General features: G+C 69.8%; 23 protein-coding genes. 16 read left to right on the top strand and 7 right to left on the bottom strand.

Annotated features, from left to right (window positions below; translation table 11 throughout):
• Positions 1 to 56 precede the first annotated feature (56 nt).
• The 3 genes from GTZ93_RS05830 to GTZ93_RS05820 form a co-directional block, all read right to left on the bottom strand.
• Entirely contained in the window at positions 57 to 2,195 is a 2,139-nt protein-coding gene (locus GTZ93_RS05830; protein ID WP_390624851.1) for an alkaline phosphatase D family protein, read from the bottom strand.
• 254 nt (positions 2,196 to 2,449) lie between these two features.
• Positions 2,450 to 3,535 carry a recombinase RecA gene (gene recA, locus GTZ93_RS05825; RefSeq protein ID WP_120600023.1) on the bottom strand — a complete coding sequence of 362 codons (1,086 nt, stop codon included), beginning with the start codon at positions 3,533 to 3,535 and terminating at the stop codon, positions 2,450 to 2,452.
• Between the two features lie 112 nt (positions 3,536 to 3,647).
• Positions 3,648 to 4,406, bottom strand: a complete 759-nt coding sequence (locus GTZ93_RS05820) for a hypothetical protein (protein WP_126932809.1) — start codon at positions 4,404 to 4,406, stop codon at positions 3,648 to 3,650.
• Between the two features lie 90 nt (positions 4,407 to 4,496).
• On the opposite strand from GTZ93_RS05820, the gene GTZ93_RS05815 reads away from it, so the two are divergent.
• Genes GTZ93_RS05815 through GTZ93_RS05800 form a run of 4 tightly spaced genes read left to right on the top strand, consistent with a single transcriptional unit; the run spans position 4,497 to position 6,332 of the window.
• Positions 4,497 to 5,099: an RNA polymerase sigma factor gene (locus GTZ93_RS05815; protein WP_121753720.1), complete on the top strand. Its 603-nt coding sequence runs from the start codon at positions 4,497 to 4,499 to the stop codon at positions 5,097 to 5,099.
• Complete coding sequence (locus tag GTZ93_RS05810; protein ID WP_139915426.1) at positions 5,096 to 5,575, top strand: anti-sigma factor family protein; 480 nt, start codon at positions 5,096 to 5,098, stop codon at positions 5,573 to 5,575. Before GTZ93_RS05815 ends, GTZ93_RS05810 begins: the two co-directional genes overlap by 4 nt.
• Before the next feature lie 11 nt (positions 5,576 to 5,586).
• Entirely contained in the window at positions 5,587 to 6,069 is a 483-nt protein-coding gene (locus GTZ93_RS05805) for a DUF3106 domain-containing protein (RefSeq protein WP_257978945.1), read from the top strand.
• Complete coding sequence (locus GTZ93_RS05800; protein WP_139915428.1) at positions 6,066 to 6,332, top strand: hypothetical protein; 267 nt, start codon at positions 6,066 to 6,068, stop codon at positions 6,330 to 6,332. The genes GTZ93_RS05805 and GTZ93_RS05800 overlap by 4 nt, the downstream gene beginning before the upstream one ends.
• Positions 6,333 to 6,408: 76 nt before the next feature.
• Here the strand turns inward: GTZ93_RS05800 and glmS are convergent, their stop codons facing one another.
• Positions 6,409 to 8,244 (bottom strand): glutamine--fructose-6-phosphate transaminase (isomerizing), encoded by a 1,836-nt coding sequence (gene glmS / locus GTZ93_RS05795; protein ID WP_139915429.1) that lies wholly within the window; start codon positions 8,242 to 8,244, stop codon positions 6,409 to 6,411.
• A gap of 113 nt (positions 8,245 to 8,357) precedes the next feature.
• A complete protein-coding gene (gene glmU, locus GTZ93_RS05790) occupies positions 8,358 to 9,758 on the bottom strand; it encodes a bifunctional UDP-N-acetylglucosamine diphosphorylase/glucosamine-1-phosphate N-acetyltransferase GlmU (RefSeq protein ID WP_139915430.1) in 1,401 nt (466 codons plus the stop codon).
• 388 nt (positions 9,759 to 10,146) lie between these two features.
• On the opposite strand from glmU, the gene ggt reads away from it, so the two are divergent.
• Positions 10,147 to 11,910 (top strand): gamma-glutamyltransferase, encoded by a 1,764-nt coding sequence (gene ggt / locus GTZ93_RS05785; protein WP_139915432.1) that lies wholly within the window; start codon positions 10,147 to 10,149, stop codon positions 11,908 to 11,910.
• 21 nt (positions 11,911 to 11,931) lie between these two features.
• Positions 11,932 to 12,714 carry a TatD family hydrolase gene (locus tag GTZ93_RS05780; protein ID WP_120599847.1) on the top strand — a complete coding sequence of 261 codons (783 nt, stop codon included), beginning with the start codon at positions 11,932 to 11,934 and terminating at the stop codon, positions 12,712 to 12,714.
• Between the two features lie 147 nt (positions 12,715 to 12,861).
• Here GTZ93_RS05780 and GTZ93_RS05775 read toward each other — a convergent pair whose 3' ends face one another.
• The gene (locus tag GTZ93_RS05775; protein ID WP_120561800.1) at positions 12,862 to 13,137 is read right to left on the bottom strand and encodes a hypothetical protein; all 276 of its coding nucleotides are present in this window, start codon (positions 13,135 to 13,137) and stop codon (positions 12,862 to 12,864) included.
• Positions 13,138 to 13,460: 323 nt separating this feature from the next.
• Here GTZ93_RS05775 and GTZ93_RS05770 point away from each other — a divergent pair, with 323 nt between their 5' ends.
• The 5 genes from GTZ93_RS05770 (at position 13,461) to GTZ93_RS05750 (ending at position 17,761) form a co-directional block, all read left to right on the top strand.
• A complete protein-coding gene (locus GTZ93_RS05770) occupies positions 13,461 to 13,709 on the top strand; it encodes a hypothetical protein (RefSeq protein ID WP_120576850.1) in 249 nt (82 codons plus the stop codon).
• Entirely contained in the window at positions 13,706 to 14,698 is a 993-nt protein-coding gene (locus GTZ93_RS05765; RefSeq protein WP_139918111.1) for an amidohydrolase family protein, read from the top strand. The genes GTZ93_RS05770 and GTZ93_RS05765 overlap by 4 nt, the downstream gene beginning before the upstream one ends.
• Before the next feature lie 102 nt (positions 14,699 to 14,800).
• Positions 14,801 to 15,181, top strand: a complete 381-nt coding sequence (locus GTZ93_RS05760) for a response regulator (protein WP_014394116.1) — start codon at positions 14,801 to 14,803, stop codon at positions 15,179 to 15,181.
• A gap of 85 nt (positions 15,182 to 15,266) precedes the next feature.
• The gene (locus GTZ93_RS05755) at positions 15,267 to 16,100 is read left to right on the top strand and encodes an ABC transporter ATP-binding protein (RefSeq protein ID WP_139918109.1); all 834 of its coding nucleotides are present in this window, start codon (positions 15,267 to 15,269) and stop codon (positions 16,098 to 16,100) included.
• Positions 16,097 to 17,761 carry a hypothetical protein gene (locus GTZ93_RS05750; protein WP_139918107.1) on the top strand — a complete coding sequence of 555 codons (1,665 nt, stop codon included), beginning with the start codon at positions 16,097 to 16,099 and terminating at the stop codon, positions 17,759 to 17,761. The genes GTZ93_RS05755 and GTZ93_RS05750 overlap by 4 nt, the downstream gene beginning before the upstream one ends.
• Positions 17,762 to 17,803: 42 nt before the next feature.
• On the opposite strand, the gene GTZ93_RS05745 is transcribed toward GTZ93_RS05750, so the two are convergent.
• Positions 17,804 to 19,105: a vWA domain-containing protein gene (locus GTZ93_RS05745; RefSeq protein ID WP_139918105.1), complete on the bottom strand. Its 1,302-nt coding sequence runs from the start codon at positions 19,103 to 19,105 to the stop codon at positions 17,804 to 17,806.
• Positions 19,106 to 19,234: 129 nt separating this feature from the next.
• On the opposite strand from GTZ93_RS05745, the gene GTZ93_RS05740 reads away from it, so the two are divergent.
• The 5 genes from GTZ93_RS05740 to GTZ93_RS05720 all read left to right on the top strand — a co-directional run bounded on the left by GTZ93_RS05740 (position 19,235) and on the right by GTZ93_RS05720 (position 26,450).
• Positions 19,235 to 20,134, top strand: a complete 900-nt coding sequence (locus GTZ93_RS05740; RefSeq protein WP_139918103.1) for a histone deacetylase family protein — start codon at positions 19,235 to 19,237, stop codon at positions 20,132 to 20,134.
• 84 nt (positions 20,135 to 20,218) lie between these two features.
• The gene (locus GTZ93_RS05735; protein ID WP_121753726.1) at positions 20,219 to 20,929 is read left to right on the top strand and encodes a COG1470 family protein; all 711 of its coding nucleotides are present in this window, start codon (positions 20,219 to 20,221) and stop codon (positions 20,927 to 20,929) included.
• Between the two features lie 84 nt (positions 20,930 to 21,013).
• Positions 21,014 to 21,406 carry a peptide chain release factor-like protein gene (locus tag GTZ93_RS05730; RefSeq protein WP_120598980.1) on the top strand — a complete coding sequence of 131 codons (393 nt, stop codon included), beginning with the start codon at positions 21,014 to 21,016 and terminating at the stop codon, positions 21,404 to 21,406.
• 206 nt (positions 21,407 to 21,612) lie between these two features.
• Entirely contained in the window at positions 21,613 to 25,854 is a 4,242-nt protein-coding gene (locus tag GTZ93_RS05725; RefSeq protein ID WP_139918101.1) for a pilus assembly protein, read from the top strand.
• Positions 25,851 to 26,450 (top strand): type IV pilus modification PilV family protein, encoded by a 600-nt coding sequence (locus GTZ93_RS05720; protein ID WP_139918099.1) that lies wholly within the window; start codon positions 25,851 to 25,853, stop codon positions 26,448 to 26,450. The genes GTZ93_RS05725 and GTZ93_RS05720 overlap by 4 nt, the downstream gene beginning before the upstream one ends.
• The last annotated feature ends 7 nt before the right edge of the window (positions 26,451 to 26,457 follow it).

The raw sequence follows: 26,457 nt of genomic DNA, 5'->3' as shown, positions 1-26,457 counted from the left end.
AAGGGCCGCGCGGGAGTTCCCACGCGGCCCTTCGCTTCAGCTCATGCGCGTCCGGCTCAGGCCGGCTGGATGTCGCTGTTCTTCACGCGGAAGGTGCGCGAGGTGAACTTCGCCTCCAGCTCGCTGTCCGCGCGCTTGGAGTAGTCCTTGGCCACCTCTGCCGCGGGGATGAGGTGGAAGGTGGCGAGCGTCTCATCCGCCTTCACCTCCACCAGCACGAAGCCGTGCGAGTCCGCGTCCGCGAAGCGCAGGCCCGAGTTGGACGCCATCAGCGTCTTCTCCATCTCCACGACCGCGTGCTGGTACACCGGCGCGCCCGTGGCGTAGCCCGCGCCAATCAGCGCCAGGCTGGCCAGGCTCTTGATGGAGCCGGAGGTGATGCCCGGCGCCGTCAGCACGGGCACGCCCTCCTCCACCGACGCGAACGACGCGTGGATGTCCCCGGAGATGAACAGCGTGTTCGTCACGCCCGCGGCCTTCAGCGTGTTGAGCATCACCTTCTTCTTCGTGGGGAAGCCGTCCCACTGGTCCACGCTGAAGTAGAAGCGCTGGCGCAGCGTCGGGTCCGTGATGTCCGCCTGCTGCCGGAAGTCCCAGATGAGCGCCGACAGCGACGTGGAGCTCACCACCATCTTCCAGGTGTTCGTCGCCGTGGTCATGGTCTGCTGGAACCACGCCTCCTGGTCCGGGCCGAACACGTCCTCGCTCTTGCCCTGGGACAGCTGATACTTCACCGCCGCGAACAGGTCGAACGTGTCCTTCACCACCACGTAGCGCGAGCCCTGGATGTTGAAGAGCGCCGCCTTGCCCATGTGCGCGTACGCCAGGCCCCGGGGCTTGTCCGCGGGCGGAATCACCAGCGCCTTGTTCACCGCCGCCAGCACCTGGTTCACGTAGTAGAGCGCCACCGGACCGGCCACCCACTTGCCGGCCTTCTGCGCGGCCTCCGCGTCCGTCAGGCCCGCCGCCTTCGCCTGGCTCAGGTACACCGCCTGGAGCACCTGCTTCTGGTTCGCGTACGCCGCGTCGTCGATGTTCACGTACGCGAACGTGTCCGCCTGGAACGTCGCCTTCACCACGTCCGGCTGGCCCTGGAGCGCCGCGCCCAGCAGCGTCGCGTCCAGCGCCACGGTGCCCGGGTAGCCGTCCTCCGGGATGAGGTGGTCCGGCCGGTAGCTGCGGTAGTCCGTCACCAGCAGCTTCAGGTGCTTGCCGTACTCGAAGTCACGGTAGATGCGCGAGTTGGGGAAGCGCGGCTCGCTGGCCACGTCGATGGCGCCCGCCGCCGACTGCACCGTGTCCAGCGGGATGTACTCCAGGAAGGCCTGCTCCGCGTTGAGCTTGCGGTCCAGCTGCGTCTCGTCCCGCTTGCCGTCCTCGTACGTGGCCACGTCCTGCCAGCAGTCGTCGGAGAACTCGTGGTCGTCCCAGACGATGATGAACGGGTAGCGCTCGTGCACCGCCTGCAGCTGCTTGTCCGTGCGCGTGGTCTTGTACAGGTCGCGGTAGTTGGAGAGCGAGTTCGCCGCGAGGTACGAGGTGAGGCCCGCGCCCTGCGGCAGCGCCCCATCCGGATCGCTGAAGCGGATGCTCCGGCCGCCGTCGCCGGACTGGAAGGACGTGTCGCCCGTCGTCTCGTAGACGTAGTCGCCCAGGAACACGATGAAGTCCAGGTCCGCGTCCAGCTGCAACAGCCGCTGCCAGGCGTTGTAGTAGCGGCCAATGAAGTCCTGGCAGCTGGCGAAGACGAACTTCACCTGCACGTCATCCCCCTCCGCCGGCGCGGTGCGCGTGCGTCCGGTGCGCGTGGTGTGCTTCTGGCCGTCCTTCTCGTAGGAGAAGCGGTAGTAGTACGTCGTGCGCGCGGACAACCCGGTGACCTTCACCTTCACCGCGTGGTCATGCTCCGCCAGCGCCGACAGGTCCGTCTTGTCCAGCACCAGCGTCTTGAAGTCCTCCGACGGAGAGACCTCCAGCCGCAGCGGCAGGTCAGAACCGGCGCGGTCCTTGTCCTCCACGCGCACCCACAACACCACGCTGTCCGGACGCGGATCCCCCGACGCCAACGACTGCGGGAAGTAGGGCGAGCCATCCGAAGTCTCCGTCGAGTCGTCGTCGGAGCATCCAAAGGTCGTCGTCGCCGCGACAGCAACCACGGCTTGCAGGAACGTGCGGCGTTTGAAGGGGTTGAACAAGGCGATGGACTCCAGCGGGAAGCAGGGGTGAAGGGGCTCCCGGACCCCGAAGTCTAGAGGCCCTCCTCCCTCCACACGAAACATCCCGGCGACAGGCCGGTGATGACCGTGCGCGTCACAATCCCGCAATCCCTCTCACGGTGAAGAAAAAGGGGCCGGCCCCATCACTGGAGACCGGCCCCTTTTCTACTTCACCCGCCGCGCCGCTCCCCCCGGAGGTGCGCGGCGGACCATTTCCGCGAAACGCTTCGCGATTACTTCACGGCCTTCACGCGCGGGCGCTTCTCACCTTCCGGCGGCTCGCTGGGGGCGTCCGCGGCGGGCGTCGCACCCGCGGGCTTGCCGATGCCGTACTTCTCCAGCACCAGGGCCTCGACCTCCTTGTAGGTGTCCGGGTGCTCGCGCAGGTACTCCTTCGCGTTCTCCCGGCCCTGGCCGATGCGCTCTCCCTTGAAGGAGAACCAGCTGCCGCTCTTCTCGATGATGTTGTCGTTGGAGGCCAGGTCGATGAGGTCGCCCTCCTTCGAGATGCCCGCGCCGTACATGATGTCGAACTCCACCTCCTTGAACGGAGGCGCCACCTTGTTCTTCACGACCTTCACGCGGGTGCGGCTGCCCACCACGTTCTCGCCATTCTTGATGGCGCCCACGCGGCGGATGTCCATGCGCTGCGACGCGTAGAACTTCAGCGCGTTGCCGCCCGTGGTGGTCTCCGGGTTGCCGAACATCACGCCAATCTTCATGCGGATCTGGTTGATGAAGATGACGCACGTCTGGCTCTTGGAGATGGTGCCCGTGAGCTTGCGCAGCGCCTGGCTCATGAGGCGCGCCTGCACGCCCATGTGCGCGTCGCCCATCTCGCCTTCCAGTTCCGCCTTCGGCACGAGCGCGGCCACCGAGTCCACCACCAGCACGTCGATGGCGCCGGAGCGCACGAGCATCTCCGCGATTTCGAGGCCCTGCTCACCGGTGTCCGGCTGGGACAGGAGCAGGTCGTCGGTGCGCACACCCAGCTTGCGCGCGTAGCCCACGTCCATCGCGTGCTCGGCGTCGATGTAGCCGCACACGCCGCCCTTCTTCTGCGCCTCCGCGACGATGTGGAGGCACAGCGTCGTCTTGCCGGAGGACTCCGGCCCGAAAATCTCGATGATGCGCCCGCGCGGCACGCCGCCCACGCCCAGGGCGATGTCGAGCGAAGTGGACCCCGTCGAAATGGCCTGGACGTCCTTCATCATGGGCTCGTCGTTGCCGAGCCGCATGATGGAACCCTTGCCGAACTGACGCTCCACCGCCGCCAGCGCCAGCTCGATCGCCTTTTCCTTCTCCTGATTCACGGCCATTTCTCGTCGCTCCTTGGAAGAGTGGACCACCCCGGTCCACCTGAACGCGCTTTTAGTACGCGATGGGTAGACCCTAGTCCACCCCTCTGACATCCGTTTTGGGTCCTGGCGGTCAGCTCTTGCGCAGGGCAGCCAGGAAGGCGGCCACCAGCCCGCCCAATCCGGCCGCCCAACCCGCCGGAACCTCTGGCACCAGCACCATCCCCAACCCCATCCCGGACACCACCGTCAGCAGCGCCAGGGCTCCGCGATACAGGGGAGAGCCCACGGAGGCAACCGTCAGCACGGTCAGGGTCAGCAGGGTCAAAAGCCCCTGCAGGATGAGCAGCCCGCCAGGCACGATGACGCCCGTCAGCCCCAGCACCACCTGGAGCGCCAGCGCCCCCAGCCCCACCGCCAGGGCCGGGAAGGGCCCCCCTCTGGGAGGCGTCAGCCGCGTGCCCGGGACGGGGGCGTTCGTGAGGTGCTCCAGGTCCTCCGGACGCACCTCCAGCGCGTAGGGGAAGCCCAGGGCCAGCAGGGACTCCACCGCCGTGGCGCGGCAGGAGCGCCCGTCCGAGTCCACCAGCCCGTCCAGGTTGCCCCCCTCCAGCAGCCGGTGGAAGGCGTCCGCCTCCGTCCGGCCCCCGCCCTGCGCCCCCAGCTCCTCCAGGAGCTGGTTGAGGTTCCAGGACAGGCGCTTCTGTTCGTCCCCTTGCGCCCGCCGGGCCTGCTGCGCCAGCAGGTACATGGGCAGCGGCGAGTCCGTAGGCGGGGTGGGCGTGCCGCCCTGCGCCGGAGGTTCCCAGGCCGCCAGGTCCGACGGGGGCTCCGCCTCCTCTCCCAGGTGGGGAGATGGTGTGCGCGAACGTGGGCGGAAAGCATCGGACACGGTGGCGAAACTGTAACCGGGGCGTGGCTTGGGGTTCAAAGTGGGCAAGCCCGCAACTTCCAGCGGGCAACGGGGTTTCTGACCTCACGGATGGATTGGGACCCGGACACGCAGGCGATGCTGAAGGTGGCGGCGGGCGACAAGCAGGCCTTCGCCTGGCTCTTCGACCGGCACCACGCGAGCGTGGCGCGCTTCGCGTTCCGCTTCGTGGGGGACGCGGCGCGGGCGGAGGAGCTCACGCAGGACATCTTCGTGAAGCTCTACCGCCACGCGCGCTCCTACAAGCCCACGGCGAAGTTCAAGACGTTCCTCTTCCGGGTGGCGACGAACCACTGCCTCAACGAGATGCGGCGCGGCGAGTACCGCGTGGCGCGCCTCACGGCGGAGGCCCCGGCGGAGGAAGACGTGGGGGCGATGCGGATGCCAGGGCCCGAAGGAGACAGGCCGGACCAGGCGCTGAGCGGCCGGGAGCTGGAGGCGGCGGTGGGCCTGGCCCTGAAGGATTTGAGCGACCGCGAGCGGGCCGCGTTCACCATGTGCCGCTTCGAGGGCATGGCGTACCGGGACATCGCCGAGGCGCTGGAGGCGAGCGAGGCCGCCGTGAAGAGCCTCATCCACCGGGCCACCCTGGCGGTGGCGCGCAGGATTGAAGCGTTGCAGGCGGGCACCGTGCCCGCGAGGAGTCGGGCATGAGCTGTGCGTTCGAAGAAGACCTGACGGCCTGGGTGGACGGGGAGTTGCCGCCCCCGCACCGCGCGCGCGTGGAGGCCCACCTGGGCACCTGCGCGGAGTGCCAGGGCACGGAGCGGCTCCTACGCCTCACGGTGGCGCGGATGGCGGAGCTGCCCGCCTTCACGCCCTCCCCCTCCGCCCGGCGCGAGCTGCTGGCGCGAGTGGACGCGCTGCCGCCCACCTGGCGCGAGCGGTTCGCGCACCTCTTGAGGCCCGGCGTGCTCGTGCCCTCCGCGGGCCTGGCCGCCGCGGTGGTGCTGACGCTGCTCGTGGCCGGACGCACGCGCGTGGAGTCGCCCTCGCTGGAGGAGTGGGACCCGGGCGCGCTGGAGGTGGCGGCGAACCTGGAGCTGGTCGAGGACTACGAAGTGCTGGGGCTCAACAGCTCCGAAGACCTGGAGGTCGTCGAGAACCTCCACGAACTGGGGGTGCCGTGATGCTAGGAAGGATGACCGCCGGCGTGCTGGCCGTGGCGCTGATCATCGGCGTGCCCGCCCTCGCGGCCAACGCCCCCGCGCCCACCGCCGCGGAGCGCTTCGAGAAGCTCCCGCCGGAGCAGAAGGAAGCCCTGCGCGCGAAGCTGCGCGAGTTCAAGGCGATGTCCCCCGACGAGCAGGCTCGCGTGCGCGCGAACCTCCAGCGCTGGCGGCAGCTGCCCCCGGAGGAGCGCGAGCGGCTGAAGACCAACCTGCGCGACTTCCAGCGCCTGTCGCCCCAGGAGCGGCAGGCGGTGCGTGAGCAGGTGCGCGAGCTGCGCGGCCTCACCCCGGAGCGCCGCGGGGAGCTGCGCGAACGGGTGCGCGCCTATCTCAAGGAACACCCGGAGCGCCGCGAGCAGATGCTGGAGAACATGCGCCGCTGGCGGCAGATGTCCCAGGAGCAGCGACAGGAGGCACGCGAGCGGCTGCGCGAAAGGCGGCGCAACAAGTGAGGCCCGCGCCCTGTTGGTTGCTGCTGTTCGCGCTCACGGCCGCCGTGCCCGCGTCCGCCCAGCAGTCCCCGCCGTCCGAAGAGGTCCCCGCGCCCGCGAAGGCCATGCACCCGGAGGCCCCGCCTCCGCCGTCGGACACGCGTCGGCCACAGCCCCAGCTCACCGACGAGGATCGCGAGGTGGTGGAGAACCTGGAGCTGCTGGAGTCGCTGGACGCCGCCGCGGACCTGGAGGTGCTCCTGGAGCTGGCGGACGAGAAGTAGCGGGAACGAAGAAGCCCGGGCCCCCTGTGAAGGGAGTCCGGGCTCTTTCGCATTCAGGCGTGGAAGCCGTGCAGCGCTACTCGACGGTCACGCTCTTGGCCAGGTTGCGCGGCTGGTCCACGTCGTTCCCGCGCATCTCCGCCACGTGGTACGCGAGCAACTGGAGCGGGATGGTGGCCACCACCGGCGCGAGCAGCGCGCAGGCGGCGGGGATGCGGATGACGTGGTCAGCCAGGGTGTCCGCCTGCGTGTCGTCCTCGTCGAGGATGGCGATGACCTTGCCGCCGCGCGCGCGGACCTCCTCGATGTTGCCGATGATCTTCTCGTACGCGACGTGCGGCTGCTTCGGCGCGATGACCACGACGGGCATCTTCTCGTCGATGAGCGCGATGGGGCCGTGCTTCATCTCACCGCCCGCGTAGCCCTCCGCGTGGATGTACGAAATCTCCTTCAGCTTGAGCGCGCCCTCCAGCGCCACCGGGTGCATGGGGCCGCGTCCCAGGAAGAGGAAGTCCTGCGCGTTCATGAACTCGCGCGCGACGCGCTTCACCTGCGGCTCGCACTTGAGGACCTCTTCAATCATCTTCGGCACCTGGGTCAGGTGCGTCAGGTGCTCCTGCGCGCCCTCCACCGACAGCGTGCCGCGCATGCGGCCCAGCTTCACCGCCAGCAGGTACAGGGTGACGAGCTGGGTGGTGAACGCCTTGGTGGACGCGACGCCAATCTCCGGGCCCGCGTTGGTGAGGATGTGCAGGTCCGACTCGCGCGTCATCGCGCTGCCAATGACGTTGCAGACGGCCAACGTGTGGGCGCCCAGCCGCTTGGCCTCCTTGAAGGCCCCCAGCGTGTCCGCCGTCTCACCCGACTGGCTGATGGCGATGACCAGGTGGCTCTTCTCCACGATGGGGTCGCGGTAGCGGAACTCGCTGGCCAGCTCCACCTCCACCGGCAGCCGCGCCAGCGATTCAATCATGTGCTTGCCGGCCACGCCCGAGTGCCAGGACGTGCCGCAGGCCAGGATGGTGACCTTGGTGAAGGACTTCACCTGCTCCTGGGACAGGTTCCACGTGTCGAAGTGGACGTCGCCTTCCGTGAGGAGCATCCGGCCGCGCAGCGTGTCCGCGATGGCGCGGGGCTGCTCCCAGATCTCCTTGTGCATGAAGTGCTTGTAGCCGCCCTTCTCCGCCATCATCGGCGTCCAGTCGATGCGGCGCGTGGGGCGGTTCACCAGCTTCCCGTCGCGGTTGAAGATGTCGACCTTGGCGGCGGTGACGACGGCCAGGTCACCCTCCTCCATGTAGACGAAGTCGCGCGTGTGCTCGAGCAGCGCCGGCACGTCGCTGGCCACGAAGTTCTGGCCCTCGCCCAGGCCCAGCACCATGGGCGACGCGTCCTTCGTGCACACGATGCGGCCCGGGTCGTTGGAGCACACCACCACCAGGCCGTAGGTGCCCTTCACCTGCTTGATGGCCGCGCGGACGGCGTCCGGCAGGTCCACGCCGCGCTCCACCTCCGCAGAGATGAGGTGCGCGAACACTTCCGAGTCCGTCTCCGACGCGAAGACGTGGCCGCGCGCGCGCAGCTCCGCCTTCAGCGCCAGGTGGTTCTCGATGATGCCGTTGTGCACCACCGCCACGTTCTTGTACGTGTGCGGGTGGGCGTTCTCGTCGGAGGGGCGGCCGTGCGTGGCCCAGCGCGTGTGGCCGATGCCGGTGGTGCCCTTGGGCAGGTCCTGCACCACGCGGTTCTCCAGGTTGCGCAGCTTGCCCGTGGCGCGCACCACGTTGAGTTGGTTGCCGCCCACCACCGCGACGCCCGCGGAGTCGTAGCCCCGGTACTCGAGCTTCTTCAGACCCGACACCAGGATGGGAGCAGATTCCTTGTCACCGACGTAGCCAACAATCCCGCACATGTTCGTCCTGCCTCTTTCTCGTCCCGCGGCGCCGGAGCAAACCACGGGCAACCCGTTCACGCCCAACACGCCCAACCCCGCCCCGCCGACCGACCAGCAGGCGAGCACTCTTCCTAACCAGCCTTCACCTTCACCTGCCGGGCCTTCTTGGCAGCCACCCACCCCTCCTTCACGACCTGTGGCGCGCGGGACACAGCGAGGCTCCCAGGAGGCACATTTTTCGTCACCGTGGAGCCCGCGCCGACATACCCGCCGTCCCCCACCTTCACCGGCGCCACCAGTTGACTGTCCGAGCCGATGAAGACGCCATCGCCCAGCTCGGTCAGGTGCTTGTTCACCCCGTCATAGTTACAGGTGATGGTGCCCGCGCCGATGTTGCAGCCCGCGCCAATGTTCGCGTCGCCCAGGTAAGTCAGGTGGTTGGCCTTGCTGCCCTTGCCGATGCGGGCCTTCTTCGTCTCCACGAAGTTCCCCAGATGCACTTCCTCTGCCAGCTCCGTGGCGGGGCGCAGCCGGGAGAACGGGCCGATGATGCAACGCTCGCCCACACGCGCCTCCTCCAGCACGGAGTAGGGCTTGATGTGGGTGCCATCCGCCACGTGGGAAGCCGTGAGCACGCTGCCCTGGCCGATGGTGACGTTCTTCCCGATGACGGTGCCGGCCATCAGCGAAACGCTGGGGCCAATCTCCGTATCGGTGCCGATGGTGATGCCCTCTTCGATGTACGCGGTGGCGGGGTCCTGGATGGACACGCCCGCGCGCATGTGGGCTTCGTTGATGCGCTGCTGGAGGACGCGGGCGCGCGCCGCCAGCTCCACCTTGTCGTTCACGCCCGCGGTCTCCGTGGCGTCCGCGTCCACCGCGCCCACGGGGCCCAGCTTCGCGGCCATCTCCACCAGGTCGGTGAGGTAGTACTCGCCCTGCGCGTTGACGGGTTTGATTTCGGCCAGCGCCTTCCAGAGGAAGGCCGCGTCCACGGAGTAGATGCCCGCGTTGCACTCCTTCACCGCGCGCTGCTCCGGGGTGCAGTCCTTGTGCTCCACGATGCGCGCCACCTTGCCGGACTCGCGGATGACGCGGCCGTAGCCGGTGGGGTCTTCCAGCGTGGTGGACACCAGCGCCAGCACTCCGCCCGCGGCGTCATGCGCGGCGAGCAGCGACTGGAGCGTCTCCTTACGGAGAAGCGGCACGTCTCCGTAGAGGATGAGCACGCGGCCGTCATGGCCCTTCAGCGCGTCCTGGGCCGCCTTCACCGCGTCCGCGGTGCCCCTCTGCTCCTTCTGGAGCGCGAAGCGCAGGGGCGCATCCGGGAAGTGGGAGCGGATGGACTTCTCCACCTCCGCTGCCTGGTGGCCCACCACCGACACCACGTGCGTCGCGCCCAGTTCCAGGGCCCGCTTCAAGGGATAGGCGCAGAGGGGCCGGCCGAGGATGGGGTGAAGGACCTTGGCCTTCTCCGACTTCATCCGCGTGCCCTTGCCCGCGCACAGCACAACCGCCGCCAGAGCTGTCATATGCGGCGGAGAATTAGGGACCGCCGATCAACTCGTCAACCGTGCCCGGACTTCAAAGCGGATCGCGGGACGTCCGGGGAGGGGCGGGCGCTGACTGCTACACACAACGTGTTGCATTGGACCGTGATGCCGAAGCGCGGCTTCAGGAACGTCGTCAGCCGCGCCGAAGTGGAGGCCGGAGTCGGAACCGACGCCGGGTTTTCCACGGGGTTCGGAGGACTCATGAGCACCGCCCGTTGCTGCGCATGACCGGAGCCTGCCCCGCTTCCGCTCACAATCCAAGGAAAAAAATGTTGTCTGACTGAAACCCTGGCCCTGGCGCGGCGCGTGGTGCATTAGGGAACGGCCGGTAATCACAAGGAAAGGCCTCCAGGTGGGGAAAACACACATGGGCGCCGCGGGACGGAAGTCGTTCCGTGCGCTGGGACTCGCAGTGTTGCTGGTGGCGGCGCAGGCGGGTGCGGCACGTCCCTACCGGGGAGGTGCGGTGGCCACGGCGTATCCGCCCGCGAGCGAAGCCGCGCTCCAGATGCTGGACAAGGGCGGCAACGCGGTGGACGCGGCGGTGGCGGCGGCGTTCGTGGCGGCGGTGGTGGGCCCCTACCACTCCGGCGTGGGCGGCGGCGGGTTCGCGCTGGTGCACGACGCGAAGTCGGGTGGCACACAGGTGCTGGACTTCCGGGAGGTGGCTCCCAAGGGCGCCTCGCGCGACATGTACCTGAAGGACGGCGCGCTGGTGCCGGGCCTGTCCACGGACGGCGCGCTGAGCGTGGCGGTGCCGGGCGCGGTGGCGGGCTACCTGGAGCTGTTGTCCAAGCACGGCAAGCTCAAGCCCGCGGTGGTGCTGGCCCCGGCCATCCGGCTGGCGAAGCTGGGCTTCTGGGTGACACCCAAGTACCAGCAGATGGCCACCGGCCGCGCGGAGTGTCTGCGCCAGGACCCGGAGGCCGCGCGCATCTTCCTGACGCCCAACGCGCAGGGCACGCCGGACGTGCCTCCGGTGGGGCACCTCATCAAACAGCCGGACCTGGCGCGCACGCTGGAGCGGGTGGCCAAGGGCGGCGCGAAGGCCTTCTACGCGGGCCCGGTGGCACAGGCGATGGTGAAGACGGTGCAGGACGCGGGAGGGTTGCTCACGCAGGAGGACCTGACGAACTACCGCACGCGCGCGGCCACGCCGCTGGAGACCACCTACCGTGGGCACCGCATCCTCACCATGCCGCCGCCCAGCGCGGGCGGGCTGGCGGTGGTGCAGGTGCTGGGCATGCTCCAGCAGCTGCGGCCGCAGGGCGTGCCGTACCGCGACCCGGAGTCGCTGCACCTCTACGTGGAGGCCGTGCGGCGCGCGTACGTGGACCGCGCGAAGTACCTGGGCGACCCGGCCTTCGTGCAGGTGCCGCTGGAGCGGCTGACGTCGCCCGGCCACATCGCGGACCTGGCGGGCGGCATCGACCCGAAGAAGGCCACGTCCAGCGCGTCACTGCTGGCGCCGGTGACGGGCGGGCCCGCCTCCACGCTGCGCAAGGACGCGGGGCCGCTCACGCCGGAGCCGGAGAAGAAGAACACCACGCACATCTCCGTCATCGACAAGGACGGCAACGCGGTGGCGATGACGACCACGGTCAACTACAGCTTCGGCTCGTGCCTGGTGGCCAAGGGCACCGGCGTGCTCCTCAATGACGAGATGGACGACTTCGCCGCGCAGCCGGGTGTGCCCAACGCGTACGGGCTCGTCACCGGTGAGCCCAACGCCATCCAGGCCGGCAAGGTGCCCCTGTCCTCCATGTCGCCCACGCTGGTGTTCTCCAAGGAGGATCCGAAGCGGGTGATGCTGGCGGTGGGCAGCCCCGGCGGCTCCACCATCCCCACCACCGTCATCCAAGCCATCAGCAACGTGGTGGACCAGGGCATGGACGTGGCGCGCGCGGTGGGCGCGGGCCGCCTGCACCACCAGTACCTCCCGGACGAGCTGTGGGTGGACAAATGGGGCCTGGAGCCGGCGACGCTGTCCGCCCTGGAGGCGAAGGGCCACAAGATTCGCCGGGTGGACGCCTGGGGCGACGCGGAGGCCGTCTACAGCGACCCGCGCACCCACCTGCGCTATTCCTCCAGTGACCCGCGCAACGAGGGTGCCGCGACGGGTCAGGACTGAAACGAAGGAGAACGACTGCCCGTGGCCGAGCCGCTTCCGCTCTTCGATGCGCACCTCCACCCGGAGGCCCTGACGGACCAGGACCTGGAGTCCATGCGCTTCTTCGGCGTGGAACAGGCCCTGGTGGTGGCGCACCACTTCCCGGAGCCCACGGCCAAGGGGCTGCGTCAGCACTTCGACCAGCTGGTGGAGAAGCAGCTGCCGCGCTTGGAGCGGCTGGGCATCCGCGCCTGGGCCGCCCTGGGCGTGCACCCGCGCTGCATCCCGCGCCGGGGGCTGTCGGAAGTGCTGAGCCACCTGCCGGACTACTTCGAGGGCGGCCGGGTGGTGGCCCTGGGCGAGACGGGGCTGCACGCGGGCGGCGAGGAGGAGGAAGAGGCCTTCCTGGAGCAGCTGGCCCTGGCCCGTCAGCTCAAGCTGCGCGTGGTGGTGCACACGCCGCTCAAGGACAAGGAGCGCCACACGCGGCGCATCCTCACGCTCCTGCGCCAGTCAGGACTGCTGCCCTCGCGTGCGCTGGTGGACCACGCCAACGCGCGCACCGTGCGGACCATCCTGGAGGTGGGCCACTGGGCCGGCCTCACCCTGCACCCGGAGGCCCTCCAGGCGGACCGGGCGGTGGCCCTGGTGCGGCGGCTGGGCAGCGAGCGCCTGGTGCTGGACTCGGACGCGGGCGACGGCGCGGGGGACATCCTGGGGCTCGCGCGCACGGCGAACCTGCTGGGCAAGGCGAAGCTGTCCGAGCGGCTCGTCCGACGGGTCACCCGGGACAACGCCGCCCGCTTCTTCCAGATCCACGACTGAGCGCGGCATTCGCGCACCGTGCGGGTGGCATGCGGTGCGTTGAAAAGTAGACGGCGGCCCGGACCTGTCAGCGCTGTAAATGAGGCGGGCCCCGCGCAGTGAAGCGCGGAGCCCGTGGGTTTACAGCCTGGAACCCCGAGGAGGGTCCTAGTTCACCGAGACGGAGGCCTGGGCCTCCGGGTGCAGGGTGAGCCCCTGCGCGTCCGGCGCCAGCCGCACCTGCACGGGCACGCCCTGGGAGCGGTACTCCGCGAGGGAATCCGCCGCCTCGTCGAGCAGCTGCTGATAGCGCTCCTCCAGCTCCACCGCGATCAGGAGCATGGTCTCGCCGGCGTCCGTCACGCCCGGCCGGTACACCTGGCACCGCTGGAAACGCGCCCAGCGACCGTTCTGCATCTTCACAAGCTCGCCGTCGTAAGCCATGCGCAGCACCTCTTGAGTGAAATCCGACGGACGCAATGTAGAGGCGAATCCCGGCGCTGTCATCCCCCTGCTTGAAAATTCGTAAACCCTTCGTGATTCCAGCGGGTTGCCAACGCTCAAGGGGGTGCACAGGGGTGCTCCGGGGACCGGGCCGGCGCAAAATGTAAACTGGGACACTGTCAACGCGGTTAACCCGGTCCGGGGGGCGATGCCGCGTTGCGCTGTCAACACTCCGTGAACCCGCCAGCCCGGGAGGGGCGGCCAGGGGACGGGGCGGGACTGACGCGTGGCACCGCGCTGGGGCATCCCTTAGATTCCAGAGGATGAAGTTGCCCCTGCCGTTCCGTCGTGACCGCCCCATCATTCCGTCCGCCAATGCGCAGGATCACGCGGAGCGGTTGATCGCCGAGTCCCTGCGCATGCTCGGCCAGGTGTGTTCGAAGGTCGCGGACGCCATCGAGGCGCAGCGGCTGGAGCGCCAGGGCTACGCGCACAACAGCTACCTGCGGCGCCTGGACAAGGACGAGGACGACGACGCGAAGAAGTCCTCCGGGCCAGGCACGGGCGGATGACGGCTCACCGGGAGCCGCCTGAAGAGCACGCCCACAGCGAACACGCGGACGACGACGCGCCGGTGCCGTGCCTGGCGTCCTCGCCGGCCGCGACCTGGCGGGACCAGGGCATCCAGATGCCCATGCCCGCGCTGGCGGACGAGGAAGGGCCCCGCGTGGACCCCGGCCTGCCGCCCGTCGTGGACGCGCACGTGCACCTGTTCCCCGACCGCGTCTTCGAGGCGGTGTGGCGCTGGTTCGACCGCTACGGCTGGCCCATCCGCTACAAGCTGCACACGCCCCACGTGCTGTCCTTCCTGCTGTCCCGGGGCGTCGAGCGCGTGGTCGCCCTGCACTACGCCCACAAGCCGGGCATGGCGCGCGCGCTCAACGCCTTCGTGGCGGAGGTGGCGAAGGCCGAGCCCCGCGTCATCGGCCTTGGCACCGTGTACCCGGGCGAGCCCGGCGCCGTCGGCATCCTGGAGGAGGCGTTCACACTGGGGCTGAAGGGCGTGAAGCTGCACTGCCACGTGCAGGCCTTCTCTCCGGACGCGCCCCAGCTGAACGAGCTCTACGAAGCGTGCGCCCGGGCGGGCAGGCCGCTCGTGATGCACTCGGGGCGGGAGCCCTCCAGCGCCCAGTATCCGGTGGATCCGCACCAGCTCTGCGCCGCGGAGCGGGTGGAGCGCGTGCTGAAGGATCATCCCACGCTCAAGCTGTGCGTGCCGCACCTGGGAGCGGACGAGTTCGACGCGTACGCGCGCCTGATGGAGCGCCATGACACGCTCTGGTTGGACACGACCATGGCGGTGGGCGGCTACTTCCCCGTGCCCCTCCCCCGGAAGGCGCTGGAGGTCCGGCCCGAGCGCATCCTCTATGGGACGGACTTCCCCAACATCCCCTATGCGTGGGACCGGGAGCTGCGGGCGCTCGCCGGGCTGGGGCTGGACGAGGCCGCGCTCGCGGGGATGCTGGGAGGAAACACGCTGTCGCTCTATGGGGAATGTTGAAAAGAAACGAAGGCCCTTCCGCAATGAGGAGGGCATTCCCATCTTCGTCCCCATAGAATCGCGGTCCCCAAGCAGACGCCGCCACTCCAGAGGCTCAAGCCCATGTCGAACTTCATCCTGGTCGTCGACGACGACGCGAGTCACCGCACGCTCATCTGCGATGCCCTCCAGGAGATGGGCTATGCCACCATCGAGGCCAAGAACGGCCGAGAAGCGCTGGACCTTCTGGAGGACGACATCCCGGGCGCCGTGCTCCTGGACCTGCGCATGCCCGTCATGAGCGGCTGGGGCCTGCTGGACGCGCTCAAGAAGATGCCGCGGGCGCGCAACCTGCCCATCATCATCATCTCCGGCTACGGCTTCGAGTGGGAGGCGGAGCTGGTGGGCGCCGCCGGCTACATCTCCAAGCCGGTGGACCTGGACAAGGTGCGCACCACCGTGCAGCAGATCGTCGGGCCGCCGGAGGTGGCCATGGTGCACTGAGTCGGGAAGTGCCCGGCGGGCCGCACCATCCGTCAACCCGAGGATTGTGGGCAGCCCCTGGGGGCATGGTGTGATGGCGTCCTTCATGACGCCCCCCTCTTCAGAACCGGCCGGCTCCGAGCTGGCCATCGACGCCCGCGGCCTCGTCAAGCGCTTCGGCACCTTCACCGCGCTGGATGGCCTGGAGCTTCAGATTCCGAAGGGCGCCTTCTACGCGTTCCTCGGCCCCAACGGCGCCGGCAAGTCCACCTCCATCGCGTTGCTCACCGGCGTGTACGGGCCTGACAAGGGCACCATCCGCATGCTCGGCGTGGACGCCGTGGCCAGGCCCCTGGACGTGAAGCAGCGCGTGGGCGTGGTGCCGGAGGAGCTGAGCCTCTTCGAGCGCCTCACCGGCCGTCAGTACCTCACCTTCTGCGCGCGCATGTACGGGCTGGATGGCGCGGAGGCCGCGTCGCGCGCGGTGGAGCTGCTGGAGCTGACGGAGCTCACGTACAAGGCGGGCGCGCTGGTGGCGGAGTACTCCAAGGGCATGCGCCGCAGGCTCGCCATCGCCGCGGCGCTCATCCACGCGCCGGAGCTGGTGCTGCTGGATGAACCCTTCGAGGGCATCGACGTGCTCGCCGCGGGCGTCATCCGCGAACTCCTGCGCGAACTGTCCCGCCGGGGCGTGACGCTGCTGCTGACCACGCACGTGCTGGAGATCGCCGAGCGGTTGGCCACGCACGCGGGCGTCATCCGGGGCGGGCGCATGTTGGATCAGGGCCCGGTGGAGCAGCTTCGCCAGCGCCACGGCGTGTCCACGCTGGAGGCGGTGTTCGAGAAGCTGATCGCCGTGCCCGCCGCGCGCAACGCGAAGCTGTCGTTCTACGGCGAGCCCGCGGCGAACGTGGTGCCGCTGCGCCGGGAGACCGCGTGAGCAGCCCGCGTCCGAAGGTCCCCGGCTTCTTCCAGCACCTGCTGCTGCTCTGGGGCCTGCGCCTGCACCTGGGCCTCAACCAGGGTCCGGGCAAGAGCCGCCTGCTCGCGGTGGCCGCGTTCGCGGGCTCCAGCGCGCCGGGCGTGCTGCTGGGCCTGAGCTTCTTCAAGCTGATGCGGATGCCGCTCATCGTGCACAGCAACGTGTGGCCGTACTTCATCCTCAACCTGCTGTGCTTCGTCACCGCCGCCACGTGGGTGACGTGGCCGCTGTTGTCCGCGGGCGTGGATGACCACTCCGAGCTGTCGCGCTACGCCGCGTTCCCCATCTCGCCGTTCCGGCTGCTGATGGGCTCCACGGTGGCGAGCCTCTTCGAGCCCCGCGCGCTGGTGTTCTACGCGCCCCTCACCGGCGCGGCGGTGGGCTATGCGTCGCGGCACCGGCTGGCGTCGCCGTGGCTGGCGGCGGTGCTCTACGTGCTGTTCGCGCTCTTCTGCGCGGCGTGGAGCCGGGTGGGCCTGTACACGGTCATCAACGTGCTGAGGGCGAAGCACAGCGCGCGCATCATGGGTGGCGGCATGGTGGCGTTCCTTGTCGCCGCGTCGTTCATCCCGCCCATCGACACGTCGTGGCTCACCAGCGTGGGTGAGACGGGCGTGGGCGCGCTGGACATGAGCCTCATCATCAACGCGGCGGTGGCGCTCAGCCAGGTGCCCCCGGGCTTCTTCGGCGACGGGCTGGGACAGCTGGCGCACGGGCGCGTGGGCATCGCCATGCTGGAGGCCTTCGGGCTGCTGTTCTTCACCGCCATGGGCATGGTCGTGGCGTACGCGCTCTTGATGCGCTTCCACCGGCAGGCGGGAGGCCGCTCCGGCGGCGACCGGGGGGATGGGAAGGACAGCGACCCGTTCGCCACCACGGGCTCGCGCTTCGACACGCTCCTGCGCCGCGAGGTGCTGGACCTGTGGCACAACCCGCGCGCCCGGCTGCTGGCGGCGGTGCCCTTCATCCTGGCCATCCTGCTGAAGCTGCTCTCCGGCAGGGATCTCTTCGTGTACCTGCTGGGCGGCAGCGCGGACGCGTGGGTGATGGGCGGCCTGAGCATCTACGGCGCGGTGGTCATCGCCTCCACGTTCTCGCAGAACACCTTCGCGTACGACGGGCACGGCTTCGCGGTGTTCCTGGCGGCGCCCATGAACCTGGCGGACGTGCTGCGCGCGAAGAACCGGGTGCAGGGCGTGGCGGCGCTGGGGATGGCGGTGCTGGTGGGCGCCTTCTACCGGGTGTACTTCGGCTCGGGCACGCTCGTGGACTTCCTGTGCGCCATGGCCGCGGTGGCGGCGGTGGTGCCCATGCTGCTGGCCGCGGGCAACTTCCTGTCGCTGTACTTCCCGGTGAAGTTCCACGCGAGCCTCAAGCGGCGCGACCGGATTCCCCTCACCGCGTCCATGCTGGGCATCTTCGCGGCCAGCGTGGGCTGCATGCCCTTTGGCCATGCGCTGCGGGCCGCGGGGAAGGACGGGCCGGGCTGGCAGTCCGTGGTCTTCATCCTCGGGTTCGCCGTGCTCCACTTCGGCGTGTACCGGGTGACGCGGCCCTGGGCGATGCGGCTGTTGGATCAACGCCGGGAAATCGTCCTCCGGGCGGTGACGCGCGAATGACCGCGCGGGCGGGGCCTGGGTGGGCCCCGCCCGACACGTCACTCAGTACGTGACGCCGAACGTCGCGGCCTGCTTCTTCACGCTCTTCATCACGTTGGCGTCGAAGGCGTCCTCCTTGGTGGGGGCGTTCTTCGTGAGCCACTGGTCGCGCTCGGTGGCGAGCTTCGCGACCTTCTCCTCCAGCGCCTTGCGCTCGGCGGTCAGCTGCTTCACCTTCGCGGCCTGCTCCTCCTTCTTGAGGCCCTTGAGTTCCTGGGGCAGCTCCTCGTCCTTGAGGGTGTCGAGCGCGGCCGGCTTCTCCAGCAGGTCCACGCCGCCCGCGACGGCCGTGGGCGCGCTGCTCACCGCCCCGGCGCTGGCGGCGCTCTTGCCCACACCCCGGCTCGTCTTCATGTAGCTGATGCGGTCCGCGACGGCCTCCGCCGCCATGCCCTTGGTCGCCTCCGCGCGGGCGCGGTTCACGGCCTGGGCCTCCGCGCGGCCACCGTAGAGCGTCTTCGACGCCAGCTCCGCGTTCACCCGCGACAGCTCCGCGTCAAAGGGCGTGGCCACCGCCACCATGCCGCCCGCCGCGTCGATGGAGTCGAAGGTGCCGTCCGTCAGCTTCGCCACGTAGCGCCAGGACTCCTCGGTGGAGGAGTCCGCGCCGCAGCGCACCGTGTTCACCACGATGTGGCGCTCCTTCGCGCGCTTGGACCAGAGCTTGAAGTCCCAGGCGGCCTCGCGCTGGGCGGGGGGCGCGTCGCCCACCAGGAAGATGACCTTCATCACCTCGCGGTCCTGGCTCCACTTGAGCAGCGACACCGCTTCGCCCAGGCCGCGACCCACGTGCTCGGGGAAGTCCCCGCCCCCGTTCGCGTCCAGCTTGCGCAGCTCCGCGAACATGGAGTCCATGTCGTCGCTCAGGTCGAAGCGCTTCGTCACGTACGCGTCCCCCTGGTCGCGGTACGCCACCAGCGCCACCTTCAGGTGCGGCGTGGGCTTGCCCTTCGCGATGCGCGACGCGATGGAGAAGATCTTCTGCTTCGCGCCCTCCAGCAGGCCGCCCATCGACCCCGTCGTATCCAGCACGAACGCCACTTCGATTTCAGGCCGCGCTCCCTGCGGCTGGACCTGCGCGTCCTGGCCCTGGGCCTGCGCGCCCTGCCCCGTGGGCGCCTGGGGTCCGGTGGCCGGCGTGTCCGTGGGCTTCGTGGGCTTGACGGTCGCGGGCTTCTCGGCCGCGGGCTTCGCGGTGGTGGTGGCCGGAGTGCTGGCGGGCGTGACGGCCCAGGCGGAGGTGGCGGACAGACCGGTGGCGAGCGCGGCCGTCAGGACGGCCCGCGAGAGGGGCTTCAGGTTCATGGGTGTGGGCTCCTGGGGACTGCGCGGGGCGGGCACGTTCGCGCCGCCTGCTCCTGTAACGGACAGGCCCGCCGGAAGTTCTACGCCCCCGGTTGCACCCCTCCGGAACGGGCGTTACGCCCCGGGTCCGTGCGCGTCTTCCACATCGACCGGTACCTGGTCCCCCTGCCCGAGGGGCACCGCTTCCCCATGGAGAAGTACCGCCTGGTGCGCGAAATCCTGCTCGAGCGCGGCATCCTCCCCCCCGCCGTCTTCCATGAAGCCCCCCGCGCGGAACGCGACGAACTGGAGCGCGTCCACACCCCGCGCTACCTGGACGCCTTCTTCGGCGGAAACCTCACCGACGCGGAGCTGCGGCGGCTGGGCTTCCCCTGGTCCCTGAGGCTCGTGGACAACGCGCGCGCGTCCGTGGGCGGAACCCTGGCCGCCGCCCGCGCCGCACTGGAGGACGGCTTCGGCGCGAACCTGGCCGGCGGCACGCACCACGCCTTCCCGGACCACGGGGAGGGCTTCTGTGTCTTCAACGACATCGCCGTGGCCATCCGCGTGCTCCAGGCCGAAGGGACCATCCGCCGCGCGGTGGTGGTGGACCTGGACGTGCACCAGGGCAACGGCACCGCGGCCACCTTCGCGGGCGACCCGTCCGTCTTCACCTTCTCCATGCACGGCGAGCACAACTTCCCCTTCCGCAAGCACGACTCGCACCTGGACCTGGGGCTGGAGGACGGCGTGGGGGACGCGGAGTACCTGGCCACGCTCGACGCGCACCTGCCCCACGTCCTGGAGTCCGCCCACGCCGACCTGCTCTTCTTCCAGGCCGGCGTGGATCCGCTGGAGGAGGACACCCTGGGCCGGCTGTCGCTCACCCACGCGGGGCTGCGCGAGCGAGACCTGCGCGTCATGCGCGCGGCGAAGGAACGCGGACTCCCCGTGGTGCTCACGCTGGGCGGCGGCTACGCGCGGCCGCTGGCGCCGTCGCTGGAGGCCCACGTCGGGACTTATCTCGCCGCCTGTTCGTTGTTCCGCTGACGCCCGCCTTCCCCGGGGACGCTTGCGGGCCCTCGCGCCCCGGCCCCATGCTCACCCCTGCTTCGCCACCCCTGGAGCCCTCCCATGCCGCGTTCCCTCCCCCGTCTCGCCGTCCTCGCCTGCGCGCTGGCTCTGGGCTGCGGCGGCAACACGCCCTACTACCACCTGGATTGGGGAGGCGCGGACACCGTCACCGCCGCGCCCGGCGACTCCGTCCCCTATGACATCGCCATCCAGCGCATCGCGGACAACCTGGGTGAGGTGCGCGTGAGCGCGGCGATCTCGCCCGAGGGCGTCACCTTCGGCCCGGCGTTCTCCCTGCCGGAGGGGGAGACCATCGTCAGCACCACCGCCACCATCTCGGTGTCCAACAGCGTCACGAGCTACGGCGTGAACGCGCTGCAGCTCATCGCGGAAGACCCGGCCAACAACGTCACCGCCCGGGGCAACATCTCCCTGGTCATCCTGGCGCCGCCCGAGCCCCAGCCGGACTTCGCCCTCGCCGTGGAGCCCCGCCAGGTGAACGTGACGCCCGGCCAGTCCGCCCAGGTGACGGTGACGGTGACGCGCGCGGAGGGCTTCACCGGCGCGCTCACCCTCACGCTGGAAACCCCGGGCACGACGCGGCTGGGCGCCGACCCCGTCACCCTGGCCCCGGGCGAGACGACCGCGCAGGTGCGCGTCACCACGGACCGGTCGCTCTCCGCCCTGCCCTACGTGGTGAAGTTCGTGGCCACCGACGAGAGCGGGCGCGCCGCCAAGACGGGCTTCACCTTCAACCTGAACAACACCTGAGCAGGCCTTCAAGGCGCCCCGCGCCGCCCGGTGTCAGGCGCGGGGTACCGGCGGCGTCTCCGCGGCGCTAACTTGAGGACCGCCATGACGCCGCCGACCACCCCCATCGCACCCGCTCGACGCCAGGCCGCCCGGGAGGCCCTCTCCCTGGATGACGAGGCCCTGCTGAAGGTCTGCGACGTGGAGTTCTTCATCGCCTCCGGACCCGGCGGACAGCACCGCAACACCACCGCCAGCGGCGTGCGCCTCTCCCACCCGCCCACGGAGCTGTCCGTCACCGCCACCGAGCGCCGCAGCCAGTCCCAGAACAAGGACGCCGCCGTGCGCCGCCTGCGCGCCGGCCTGCAGGCCCTCACCTTCGTCCCCAAGGTCCGCAAGGCCACCCGCCCCACCCTGGGCTCCAAGCGACGGCGCCTGGAGGACAAGAAGCGCACCTCCGAGAAGAAGGCCGGCCGGGGCGGCAAGGTCGCGGATTAGGCGAACCGGCCTCCGCCGCTATGCACGACGTGCGGACCTCGCAAGCTTTGCGTAGCCGCTGAGGTCGCCCACTCACAGCCACACGGTTTCTTTCCAAGGCTCCCCCCGCACGGGAGCCCTCCCACGCCGGGGCATACGGTGTGCACAGGCCAGGGGTGACCTCCGACCCCGAGGGGGTCAGTTGGCCTCCAACCCCCGGTGAACCCTTGGCCCCCATCTCCCCCAGAGTTTCCGCGGCGCGGCGAATCCTGCTGGGCCTGGCGCTGCTGACGGCGCTGCCGGCGTCCGCGACGGACATCGTCACCTTCAGCCAGGGCGCGCTCATCATCCCGGAGCAGGCCACCTTCCAGCAGGGCTGTGGAAGCCTGTCGGCCTACGGCCTGGTGTGGCGCCTGTTGCAGTCCAACGAGGCGGGCGGCTTCAACGCCAACCACCCGGTGACGGTGTACCTGGCCATCGACGATACGAAGCGGTCCCCCAACCGCTGCGTGCCTACCAACAAGCACCTGCCGCCCCTGCCGCACAACGGCCAGTGGAACGACCCCAGCTGGAATGACGGCTGCGACTTCCACATCTCCCGCGCGGACGCGGCGCCCGTCGTGCCGGTGCCGCCCCTGCAGGCGCTGCCCGCGAGCGGCCTGTTCCCCGAAGCGAACATCGACAACTTCACCACCAACCCGACCCAGGCGCGGCCGAACTTCACGGCCACGACGCTCAACACCGCCAGCGGCTTCCGAGACGTCCAGTACATGGGCGGCGCGTTCATCATCGACGCGAAGGACGCGAAGAACGCGCTCGACTTCCTGAACTCCTCCGCCGGGGCGGACGCGCCGAAGAAGTTCCGCACGACGTGCAACTGCAACACGTTCAGCAACGGCATCGGCTGCTTCTACGTGCGCATGCACCAGGCCACCATCGAGTTCAACGCGCCCATTGGCCGGCGGTTGAACCGCGTGCCCCCGAAGATCGCCCTGCTGGACCTGGACGACGACAACGCGGTGGACACGTCGTTCGTGAAGGGCGGCATGCTGGACGACTACCTGCGCAACGCGGGCCTGGACTTCACCGGTGCGGGCGGCTGCCCGCAGGGCACCACCAGCGGCTGCAGCATCAACGGCGGACAGCCCGGCCTCATCTACGACGCGCTCCACGCCAACGCGGACCTCATCTCCACCACGGCGTTTCCCAACGGCCTGCTCAACGCCGTGGATCCCGTCACCCAGCGCCCGCGCTACCGCGTGTTCTGGGCGCCGCACTGGCAGATTGGCGACAGCACCCGCCCCGCGTACCAGTCCAACGGCGACGGCGCCGGCAACCAGGCGGAGAACGTCCTCAACAACATCGCCCACTTCACCAACCAGCGCGGCAACGGCCTCTTCGCCGAGTGCACCAGCATCTGGTCCTACGAGCACACCGACAAGGTGGGCGGAGGGCTGGTGCCTTCCACGCGCTTCCAGGGCGACGTCAACTTCGAGAAGAACAAGCTGGGCAACAGCGGCAAGAACTGGGACGGCCGCAACTGCACGGACCCGGACTACATGAACGAGTCCTCGCCCCGGCCCGCCTGCATCATCTACCCCAACCCGGGCGACCCCTTCTCCCAGCTGGGTGACTTCCGCTTCAACAACGTGGCGGGCGAGACGGAGAACTACCGGACGACCTTCAAGAACGGCGTGCGGCGGCTGGCGGTGAGCTGGGTGAACTACGCCGCGGGCAACCAGTACGACAACCCCACGCACGTGGCGGCGAACGCCCTTCGCGGCAACGACTTCTTCTCCTTCAACCAGAAGGACAATGATCCGCAGAAGGCGACCATCGTCTATCTGGCGGGCCATGACTTCAAGGACAGCGTCGCGGGCACGCGCATCGTGCTCAACACGCTGCTCAACCTGGGAAACGAACCGCTGCAGAGTGAGCGCACCGTGTCCGCGCCCGTCGCGCTGGACGACACCAACGGCAGCGACACCAACGGCTCGCGCGCCCTGCTGTTCAAGACCTCCTACAACGCCGTGACGGGCTACCCGCCCGGCGCGGACACGTACACGCCCGCGCAGGGCTCGCACTGGGTGTTCCCCTACTACCCGGGCACGCTGCGCGCGCACTCGCTCATTGGCGGGGATGCGCTGTCCACGGGGGAGAACTCGCTGTCTGACGGAACGCTGTGGAACGCGGACGCGCGCCTGCCCGCGCCCGGCGACCGCAACCTCTTCACCTACTTCGGCGGCGAGGTGACGGTGAACCCGACGCTGGCCGCCGGCCGCACCGCGCCGCACGGGGTGATGCAGGTGGGCTGGAAGCCGGAGGAGGTCTCCGGCACGCGCATCAACCGCAACTACGGCTCGGTCCCCAACACCGGCTGCGTGGACGAGCTGAAGCTCGGCCGCGCCACGGCGCGCGACGGCGGCTTCCGCTACGACTTCGTGAAGGGCCCAGACGGCGTCTGCGACCTGCAGCAGGCGACGCAGTACTCGCCGCAGCTGGCCGGGGCGGACTTCGGCGTCGCCAACGAGGTCATCAACAAGCTGCAGCTGGGCGTGGACTTCAACGCGGTGGCGATGATGCTCCAGCGGGTGCGCGGCTACTGCTACGCCACGGTGTCCGGCAACGACGGCGCCGGCGAGACGCCCATCCTCGAGCCCTCCGTCACCCAGTGCAACAACGAGGACGCGGACAACAAGGCGCACCTGGGCGGCTTCATCCACTCGTCGCCCGTGGTGGTGACGGCCAGCCCGCTCATCCAGGACACCACCGCCGCCCGCCCCACGGTGGCCTACGCGGCGGGCCTGGACGGTCAGGTGCACGCGTTCTACGTCTCCGGCGGCGCGCGCTATGACGGCCCCGCGCAGAGCCTGAACTTCCCCAACCCGGACGCGAGCGCGCGCTTCAAGACGGACTTCGCCCAGCGCTTCCGCTCCGGCACCACGCCCCCGCCGGGCACGGAGCTCTGGAGCTTCCTGCCGGCCACGCAGCTGGCGGGCCTGCGCAACAACACCGCGCGGGTGAACAGCGCGCCCGCCGTCTTCGACGTGTTCGCGGACTTCGTGGGCACCGGCCGCCGCGAATGGCACACCGTGCTCGTCGCCAACGTGGGCCAGACGGGGCGCGACCTCTTCGCGCTGGATGTGACCAACCCGCTCAAGCCCGTGCTGCTGTGGCACCTGGTGGGCAGCCACTACGCCACCTCCAGCGCGCCGAACTCCGCGGTGGCGCTGGCGGACAAGGGCCAGGGCGGCATGGACTGGACGTACACCTGGGACGAGGACTCGAGCCTCTTCCTGCTGCCGCCGCGCGCGGACCCGGGCCGTCAGCCGAGCGGCCTCTATGACTACAGCGGCCTGGGTGGCTCGCGCGGGCTGTCCGTGGGCGTGGGCCGGCTGGGCATGGAGCCCGTGTACGCCGTCTTCGTCGCCTCCAGCAGCTCCGGCGCGCTGCCGGTGCCGGGCTCGCCCGGCTCTCCCGCCAAGGGCGTGCAGGTGTTCGCCATCGACGTGGCCACCGGCCAGAAGCTGTGGCAGTGGCAGCAGGCCTATACCAGCAGCGTGGACAACAGCGCGCCCGCCGCGCCCACCGTGTCGCAGGACTCGAGCGGCGCCGCGCGCCTCTACGTGGGCGACATGGAGGGCAAGCTCTGGGAGCTGGACGCGTCCACCGGCGTGAACATCAACGTGGCGCGCATGGGCCCCGCGTGCTCGGAAGCCGCGCCCTGCAAGTACACGGCGATGAACATTGGCGGGCTGCCCGTCACCAGCCAGCCCATCAGCACCAACGTGGGCCTGGCGCGCATTCCGCTCGACGCGGCGAACGCCTCCGCCTTCAGCCAGTACAAGGGCAAGGTGGTGGCCCTGGTGGGCACCGCCGGCATGGACTGGGTGCCGGACACGGTGGGTGGCCGCTTCCACGCGCTGCTCCTGGACGCGGGCCTCCGGCTGCCCCTGGGCACGGACGGCTATCGGCTGGACGGCTCGCCCATCAACGCGAACCTGGCCCACACGGAGGCGAACACCTTCGGCGTGCTCCAGGAACCCGCGCCCTTCCCGCTCATCTTCCCGGCGCCCGAGCACGTCTACGGCAACATCACCATCGCCGGGCGCACCGCGTACTTCAGCACCGCGGAGGAGTCCGTGAACGACCCCATGCTGTTGAGCGCGTCCGTTGGCGGCCACACCTACAGCATCGACCTGGGCAATACAGCGACCACGCAGGCGGGCATCCAGCCCATGAGTGGCGCGACGCTGGCCAACTATGGCGGCGTGGCCGTCTACCACCGCGACAGCGGCGGCGCGTCCACGGACTTCGTGGTGGGCGCGGAGGTGAGCGCCCTGCGCGTCACGCGCATCGACAACGCGACCAACACCGGAGCCTCCAGCCCCAACGCGAAGGACTCCGTGGACGGCAACAACGGCGTGCTCTACCAGCTCCTCAACTGGAGCCAGAGGTTCCTCGAATGAGAGCCCTTCCCTCTTCCGCCGCCCGGCGCGGCAGCAGCCTGTTGGAGGTGCTCATCGCCACGTGCGTCCTGGCGCTGGCCGCCGTGGGCGCGGTGATGGGCATGGTGGCCGCCACCCGCGACGTGAAGGACGGCCAGGTGCTCCAGGGCCGGCGCATGCTGCTGGAGGCGCGCGTGCAGCGGCTGTGGCTCGCGTCCAAGATGGAGCTGGCCAACCAGGCCATCCCCCGGCCCGCGCTCTTCCCCGCGGACGTGGCGCTGGCCACGGCGCCCTGGGTGCTGGACCCCAGCACGCCGCAGACGGGCGACATCGGCACCGGCGCCTACTTCCGCGTGCGCCCCACGGGCCAGGTGGAGCCCGCGCTGGACGTGCCCGCCGGCACGCCCTGCACCACCGTCACCCCGGACACGGTGCTGCCCCGAGACGTCTACTGCCGCGAGGTCCTGGTGACGCAGGGGCTGCCCAGGGACCTGCCGCCCGCGGCCCAGGCGATGGTGCCCGCCGGAGCCCTGCCCTTCACCTTCTGGACGCGCGCGTACCGCAAGGGCGACAGCCTGGACCGCGCCATCGTGCACAGCGAGGTCTTCGTCCAATGAGGAGCCG

This window comes from Corallococcus exiguus (assembly GCF_009909105.1).
GTDB classification, from domain to species: Bacteria; Myxococcota; Myxococcia; order Myxococcales; family Myxococcaceae; genus Corallococcus; species Corallococcus exiguus.
Note: the sequence above shows the minus strand (reverse complement) of the source record. Positions and strands in the feature narration are given on the sequence as shown.